Genomic DNA, 8,423 nt, shown 5'->3' on the forward strand with positions numbered 1-8,423 from the left:
GATGCGGGAATTCTGACAACTATTTGTTAAATTCAACATTTCTGTTCTTCACAAAAGTGTGTTCCAAATCTAAGATAGATATTATCTAATCGATTAGATAATATCTATCTATAAGTTCACTTTACAATAAAAAAAGGGAGCTGTCTAATTTTTTACACACATATCGGGGAGATTTGAAACTGCCAGTATGGTTGTAAGCGAAGTGCGATCTGTATTTGTCTTCAAGTTTATTTTCTCTGAACAAATATTTCCCTAAAAGTGAAAGCTATCGGATAGCCAGAATAACATAACACAGCGCTGTTCTGCAGATATGAATGCACACTTGTTTATTCCACATACAACGACATAATCAGAGAATCAACCTCTTGAATAGATTGAGGAGCATTTCCATCTAGGAGAAACCCCAACCCTTGTGCAGCATTTAAGAATTCATCCGCGTTAAATTCTCTTTTTTTGTTCTCCACAAATGTATGTTCCAGATCCAGAATAGACCAACGCTTCGGATAATCAATCCATCCGTTTGAAGCATGTATTACGACTTCTTCTTTTTCATTTAAGACCAACACTTCATGATATAGGGATTTTCTCTCAACAACGAATTCCCAGACTTCAGATATTTTTTTAGATTGAAAGAAATTGGATTTTTTACATCCTTCATCTATACAAAAACAATTGAACGTCATTCTATATTCCTTCTTTCCTAACAAGGTAAAATGTTAATCATATTGTCTATTTGGCGTGAAAAAGGACATGAAGGCAAACCATGACGTATCATCCCTCCGTACTTTTTTTTCACTAATCTGTTGTCTAAAATGACTACGACTCCTTGACATGCCATAGAGCGATTCAGACGACCAAATCCTTGCTTTAATTTGGTCATCATTTTAGGAAACATATAATCAAAAAAGCTGCTTCTTCCCGCATCTTCAATAAGCTTAACCTGTGCTTGTATCAATGGTTCATTGGGCATTGGAAAGGGTAGGTTTGGAATAACGACTGTAGTCAGCGCATTACCAGGAACGTCGACCCCTGTCCAAAAGCTTGTACACCCGAGAACCATCGTTTTGGGGTTAGATTTCAACTGACCTATGATCTCTTCCCTACTTGTGCCAGGCTGCTGAGCGACCAGATTGTATCCATTCTCTCTACAATAAAAACTCATATCCTGATATACTCTCTTCATCTTCTCCATGCTGGTGAAGAGAACCAGCATGCGCCCGCCAGAGTACATCAACATTTCTTGAAGCTTGGCAGAGACGTAGGGCATAAATTCATTTGATCCTGGATCGGGTGCATCGTCTGGACAAATTAGCATGGTCTTGTTTGCATAATCGAAGGGGCTGCCCACAATAATACTGGCATAATCCTTAACACCAATTCTCCCAGCGAAGAAGTTAAAATTATCTCCTGTTGCGATTGTTGCACTGGCCAGAATAACCGGCACCTTATCAAATAATCCATAGGCCAGCACAGCCTTTGGGAACAAAGGAGCTGCATGTAATGCAATATTCCTTCTTTCGTCAGAGGTAGCCCAATAAGCCCATGATTTTTTCTCCACTTGGCCAATGAAATCTAAATCGTCATTTCCTTCAAATATACGGTCAAGTATCTCCGAGACCGATTTTATCTTCATCTCTTTTACTGTCTTAATAAAATTGCCTAATGCGGTACAAATCTCATCAACTGCTGCGATTTTGGAGGGGATTAAATAGAATCCTCCTTTGCTTCCTTGATTACGGGCCATATACCGAGAGATCCTTTCAAATAGATCTTCTATTTGACGTTGAAAATCCCGGTGAAGATCATTGAGCTTCAGCCTACTATCCAAGCCCAGCTTCAACACCTGTTCATGCTTAAAAAATTCCGTAAATAATGACTCAAACTGTTGAACCTCAACTTTCTTCTCAAATGCTTTGCAGCACACATCCTCAATCTCATGGGCTTCATCAAAGATGACTGCATCATAATGCGGCAGATTTCCATTCCCTGTTTTTTTACGCACAACCAAATCATTAAAAAAATAGGCATGGTTCGTGACTATGATATGAGCTCCTATTAGCGCAGCTTTATTTTTCTCAAGTGAGCATTCACCCGATTTATTTTTGACAGGGCAAAAAGAGGCAGAAATACGGTTCCACAACTGATCTTCTACTTGAAACCCAAGATCCGAACGATCCAAAACATTTTCTTTTTCGGCAATCCTTCTAATCATTTCCGCTTCCCTTGTCTTGCTCCCCTCCAGCTCCCGAAACAGATTACCTAATTTCGATTTACATAAATAATGTGATTTTCCTTTGATCAATTTATATCGAAGATTCAAGTTCTCCATGCGCATGATTTGACTTACACGCAGGAGTTCGATCTTTAAAATTTGGTTCATCAGAGGAATGGTATGTGTGCAGATAATTACCTTTTTATTGTTTTGAACTGCCCACTTTGCTGCCGGCAGTAAATACCCCAATGATTTGCCAGTTCCGGTGCCTGCCTCACAAAGCAAGTGTCTTTCTTCACCCAAACATTCTGCCACTTTTGAAGAAATTTGAATTTGTGGAGCTCTTGGTGAATAGCCATCGACAATCTTGGATAAGTGACCGCCTTGCTGGAATGTCCTTTGAATGAAACTTTGCATATATCTAGTTCCCTTCTTGTCAATCTTTTTTATGTACCGGGAGGGGGAGCCCCTCCCAATTCTCCTTACTGCTATCACTTATTTTTTTCGAGCATATTAAAGATAATCTCTGCGGCTTCGGCGCGTGTAATGTCTTGTTTAGGTCGGAAGCTACCATCCGGATAGCCCTGAACCAAGTTGTGCTCAGTAAGCCCAAGTACATCGTCACGAGCCCATGCCACAATACTCGAAGTGTCTGAGTAAACATTCACTTCTTGTTGTGGAGCAGACTTAACAACGTTATTAGTCATCTTCGCAGCCTGCTCCCGGTTAATGACTCGATCCGGAGCAAACACGGTGCTGCTGAATCCGCGAGCTACTTGATCTTTAATCGCAGTTTTAAGTGGATCAATATACCAAGCGGTAGGGTTGATATCTTCAAAGCTTAGTAACATATCCGGCTCACTCGGCAAATTGAGTGCTCTCACAAGCATGGATGTAAATTCAACCCGTGTTACTGGTCTACTTGGTTCAAACAGCTTGTTCGATGTCCCCTTGATTATGCCTTTATCAGCAAGTTCATTTATTTTATCTTTGTTAAATATGCGATCAATATCCTCAAAACGGTTCCCAGAATCATTTTTTGTTGGTGATGGTTGAGCTTCTATCGGTGGCTTCACATCTGTCTGTTCTTTAATGACCACCGGCGTGATACCACCGCCACCTCCTCCAGCTGGTGCAGAAGATCCTGTAGTCTTAGCAGTTGCTTTTTTCGCCTCAGTACGTTTCCCACCACTATTCTCAGCCCACAAAAGCACACTATAGGTCTTATCCTCTTTTAAATTTGACCAAATATATGCTCTATCCGTCCCACGGTACAATTCTTTACCGTTCTGGTCGCTCAACACGAAAATATCGTTCCTGTGAATGGATTCCCACCTAATCATTACTTCGCTATTGGTGGTCTCTGTTTTTGTGAAATCAAACTCCGGGGATGGGAGTGTTTCGGCCGAACCCACTGTTGGTTTCCCCTCACCTGTTGTATTCACCGGCTTAACGCTAATCTTATAGATGGTCGAACTATCCAAACCCGTTACCTTAAATTCAAGATCGGCCGTATTACCAATGAGTAAACCATCCTGGTATATGTTGTAGCTATCCGCACCTTCTGCTTCTTTCCATGTCACACGCATCCCGGTATCGGATATGTCTTTAATCACAAGATCATGATTTGATATCACGCTTGGCAATGTACGATACACATAGGGTGTCATATCCCCAGCGCCCGTCGTATTCACTGCCTGAATTCTGAAAGAATAAATTATTCCGGGCTTGAAATTTGGAAGAATAATACTAGGTTGACTAGCGTCCATCAACTCATCGGTATCCTTGCGGACAATTACATACTTATGAGCACTCTTTGCAGCTGACCAGTTTAATTGAATCTGGCCGTTTCCAAGTTCGGTAGCTTTTACACCTTCCACTTGAGGTGGCAAGGTAAGCAGCTCACCTGACGATGCTGGTCCATAGCCCCCGTTGTTTCCACTGCTTACTTGAAAACTGTAAGAGGTTCCCCCTTCCAATCCTGTAACCAATACACGATTGGCCGTACTATAGTAGTCTTGGCCATTCATGCTCACTTTGTATTTTGTAGAACCTTGTACCGGTTCCCATACAATTACTGCACTGTGCTCCTGGATGTCTTCCGCTCTTGGATGAACTACAGCAGTAGGTGTTGTAGAAGCGGTAATGACCGTATCTTTACCGGTACCGCTGCGATTGTAAGCCCTAATACGGATTGTAGCGGGTGTACCTGCAGGCAGCCCTTCAAATGTGTAGCGGTTAAGACCGCGAGTAAGACGCACGTCCGGATCTCCATTAACATTTAGAATATAACCGTCAGCACCTTGTACATCTTCCCAGCCTACAGTTGTAGAGTAAACATCACTCTCGACACTTGACAATGTAGTAACCTGGCCCGGCAATGTGGTTACTCCCAGATGTGTATAATCTCCGAAACCGCTTGTATTCTCTGCGGAAATTGCATAATCATATTCCGTACCTGGACGTAAACCGGTATCAGAAAATTCTGAATACACATCTTTATAAACCGATGCGCTGTCACGCTCAAGCTCATAGTACGTAGCCGTTGTAACAGTGTTCCATTTGAGATCGATACCATCTTCTCTTACCGTCACATCTCTAAAACCACTAGGGCTGTCGGGTAAAGTCAAGAAGGAAATATGTTTGGCTGCACCCTCGCCAGTAGCATTAATGGCAGCAGCTGAAATATCATACACCGTACCTGGTGCAAGGTTCGTAATTGAGTTGTATACGTCCTTCGTTACAGATGAACTATCAAAGACCACTTGACCTGTATTTACATCCGTCGCAGTAAGATGATACCGATCAGCTGAAGCAACAGGTGTAATGTCAGCCTTAATGCGTGCCGGTGTTCGGGAAACGGTATGCAAGCGAATATCTTCTGGGGCATCTGGTAGCGTCAGCACGCTAACTCGATTTGAGTAAGCGTTACCCCCTACATGATTACTGGAGCGTAGTTCGTACTCGTATCGATGTCCCCCTTGCAATCCAGTATCCGTGAAGGTGTTACCTGGATGTGGCACATCCCATATCTGATTGGTCGTTAAATTCCGGATGGTGTAGGTGTAACCGTCCGTATACCCAGATGGTAGGGTCCACTGTAAATCAACTTCTTTGTTCCTAATTGCCGAAGCAGAAAGTTCAGCTGGCTGTGGGGCTTTCTGGATACGTAACGCCTTGCTAGTTGTTTCGAACTTATTGCCTGCCCGATCTTGAACCTTGGCATGAATATACCATTCCCCTTCAGACGTTATGGTTAACCGAGTTTGGGTGTCTGGAGCGGTATCCCAAGCAGACGGTGATTCAGGGCTATTTGTGACTTTATACTGCATTAAAGCAGGATCAATACCTGAATGCTCATCCTTATAACGAATCTCTACGTCAACCGCATCTTCCTTCCAGTCGCGAGAATTAGGAGTCACATTGATTTCAGGAGGTACCATGTCAATAAAAGATTGAGTAGTTGCTGGTGCACTGCGATTTCCTGCTGCATCAACAGCCACGGCTATCAGCTTTACCATTCCAGACGTATCCAAAGTTCCACTCGAACCAGGATTATAACTACCACCATTAATCTGATATTCGTAATGAACAGGAGCTGCATCTGTTGACCCGGATATTTCGAACGTCACAGGTTTATTGGTATATGATGCAAGTGAAGTCAGCTCAGAGAGTTCAATATGTGGTATCGTCGGTTTTGTTCGATCAATGATGACCTTTTGTGTTGTAAGCGGACTGGCCACATCTAGATTATTTATTGTCCGCGCAGCGATCTCATACTCCCCTTCAGCTGTTAAAGTAAAAGCTCCATTGTATGTCTGCCAAGCTCCTTCGGGATTTAGACGATATTGTGTCATTCTAATACCATTTACAGGGTCGCTACCCGAATCGATGGTCACATTCACATTGTTTACAGTAGGTCCTGCTTCAGTAACCCGAATAACCGGTGCAGTCGGTCCCTTTTTATCAATAATGACTTCTTTGCTCACTTCTTGACTCACATTGCCGACACTGTCTATGGAACGTGCATAAACCGTGCTTTTGCCATCCTTATTGATATGAAATGGCCCTCCGTAATCCTGCCAATCTTGATTTACAACGCCAGCGATCCGGAATTGAGTATGCGCCAGGCCAGAGTAATCATCTGCCCCCGCTTGCAACGATAGCGTATAATCATTGCTATTACCTGCAGCTGTAATTGTTGGAGGTGTAGGTGGCATCCGGTCTATCTTTACAGTTCCAATAGAAAGGCCACTGGCATTCTTTTTTATATCCACAGTCCTGGCATAAATCGAATTCACACCATGTTCACTGACTGCAAAAGGACCGGTATAGCGCTGGAATGCGCTACCGTTTACACTATACTCGTAGTAATCCAGTCCTTCCGGCGCGACATCGCCATCAAGCCAAACATTTACAGGGCCTTTTGTCCAACCAGCACTTGATTGACCTTGAGCTCCAACATTTACTTGAGGAGGACTAGGTAAGTAAGCAGTTTTTGGAACTACCCGAACGCCGAAAGTAGTTAAACGGGAAGAATTAGCGAAAAAGTCGACTCCATAACCTTCAACAGCTGCAACACGCTTGTCCCCAATTGTATCGGTGATATCCCACCATTTACCTTGGTATTGGGTTTGATCAGCTGAACTGAAATTACCCAAGCTGGTCCAAGTTGTATAACCGGAATGCTGCGCATAGTAACTAGTTGTTGGAGAAGTAGCTACTTTTAGGAAAGATTCTCCTGTAAACATAACCAAAATCCTATAGTCCTTAAGATCATAAGTACCACCTAAATCGACATAGCGCTCGTAAGGCTCTTTTTCAGTACACTTATATCCAGTGCTTGTAGTCTGTCGAGTTACATCTGTAGCCCCTCGACCACTACCCCAACCTTCACCCGGAGCCGTACCCAAGTTATTTCCGCAGCCAGGGCCACCAATAATCTCCTTTAAAGGTGTAACCGTAGCAGCGGCGGCCTCACTAGGAAATACCGGAATTGTAGTCAACGTGATCAGGAATGCCAATACTACGTAAATCCATCTGCCAACCTTTCTAGCCTTTCTTTTATTAATGGTGTGCATATACCTCTCCTCATCTAGTTAGTAACTGAACTAATCTAAAAATCATTATCTAATCGATTGGATAATTAGAATCTAAAAAAATTTACCTATAACGAAAACAAATGAACTGATGTGAGAAAAGTATATTGTACACTTTTCGAGTCACTGTCAGTGTTAATACATTCCGTAAATTGAACGCAGTCAAAACGATTGTAGTAATCATTGTTAACATGCCTTCTCTACCCCATTTGTTCAGCACCTGAAATTCAGTTATATGGCTATTGATTTTAGTTAAACTGACTGTTTCTCCATAGATATCATCATGCCCAAACGAGATTAGCTTGCTCATCGCATTTTCTCTGGAATCCAGCAAGGTAGTACGACTAGCCCAATAACCGATGAAGATAGAAGGCGGAAAATGCAAATAGGCTTGATCTTGCTTTATAGAATACTCATACCAACGATTCAATCTCTTTGGGTTTCGTATGGAGTAGCTAAAAAACAGTAAATTCATGAGCGTGACAAATAACACTATGAGGACCACAAGAACGTGGGTTACATGGTACAGAGCCAAGATATAGAGGACTATATCAACTAGCTTAAAGATCCACTTTTGAAACGTATTTTTCTCCTTCACTTCACTGAGAAAATATTCTTAAATAAACAAGCACTAACTCACCAGCACAGAGATATGGAACAAAGGCAATATAGTCAAGATTTTTTTTGACTATTCGATAGCAGAGAACTAACAAATTTGAAACAATAAGAACGAACGTTGTCTCAAAAAAGCCTACAGTGAGCCCAAGCCATGCGACTAATTGAATATCTCCACCACCCATACCACGATTACTAAGTATGGAGAGTATCCACAAGAAAATACCGACGGATAGCGATGAGATAATATATTCTGAAAATGGGTTAGGAGAGTACAAAAATCTTAATACTAGACTTCCAAACAAGGATAAAATTACCCATTTTAACGGAACTATACGCGTTTTTATATCTTGGATGCTGAAAAGATAAAGTACACACAGCGTATATGCCATCTGAATATATAACCACATATTAATTTCGAGTCCTCACGTTTTGTGTATCCTCAAACATGCTGCCAAAGATTCTGATTTTGTTTGTCGTACATGAAACTAAATTTC

4 protein-coding genes are annotated in these 8,423 nt (G+C 42.0%); all 4 read right to left on the reverse strand.

Annotated elements, in window-relative coordinates; all coding sequences use genetic code 11:
- Positions 1-326 precede the first annotated feature (326 nt).
- Positions 327-683, reverse strand: coding sequence for a hypothetical protein (locus tag JO375_RS06815; RefSeq protein ID WP_229523742.1), 357 nt, complete (start codon positions 681-683; stop codon positions 327-329).
- A gap of 17 nt (positions 684-700) precedes the next feature.
- The gene (locus JO375_RS06820) at positions 701-2,629 is read right to left on the reverse strand and encodes an ATP-dependent DNA helicase (RefSeq protein WP_229523743.1); all 1,929 of its coding nucleotides are present in this window, start codon (positions 2,627-2,629) and stop codon (positions 701-703) included.
- Between the two features lie 74 nt (positions 2,630-2,703).
- The gene (locus JO375_RS06825) at positions 2,704-7,293 is read right to left on the reverse strand and encodes a fibronectin type III domain-containing protein (RefSeq protein WP_229523744.1); all 4,590 of its coding nucleotides are present in this window, start codon (positions 7,291-7,293) and stop codon (positions 2,704-2,706) included.
- A 617-nt stretch (positions 7,294-7,910) separates the two neighbouring features.
- On the reverse strand, positions 7,911-8,318 hold the full coding sequence (locus JO375_RS06830; RefSeq protein WP_229523304.1) for a prepilin peptidase: 408 nt from the start codon (positions 8,316-8,318) through the stop codon (positions 7,911-7,913).
- Positions 8,319-8,423 lie beyond the last annotated feature (105 nt).

It is taken from the genome of Paenibacillus farraposensis (assembly GCF_020736845.1).
In the GTDB taxonomy this organism is placed as follows: domain Bacteria; phylum Bacillota; class Bacilli; order Paenibacillales; family Paenibacillaceae; genus Paenibacillus; species Paenibacillus farraposensis.

What these genes read in the sequence shown, in the direction of transcription:
- JO375_RS06825 (WP_229523744.1), bottom strand. Translation starts at nt 7,293, where the DNA reads ATGCACACCATTAATAAAAGAAAGGCTAGAAAGGTTGGCAGATGGATT.
- JO375_RS06820 (WP_229523743.1), bottom strand. Translation starts at nt 2,629, where the DNA reads ATGCAAAGTTTCATTCAAAGGACATTCCAGCAAGGCGGTCACTTATCC.
- JO375_RS06830 (WP_229523304.1), bottom strand. Translation starts at nt 8,318, where the DNA reads ATGGCATATACGCTGTGTGTACTTTATCTTTTCAGCATCCAAGATATA.
- JO375_RS06815 (WP_229523742.1), bottom strand. Translation starts at nt 683, where the DNA reads ATGACGTTCAATTGTTTTTGTATAGATGAAGGATGTAAAAAATCCAAT.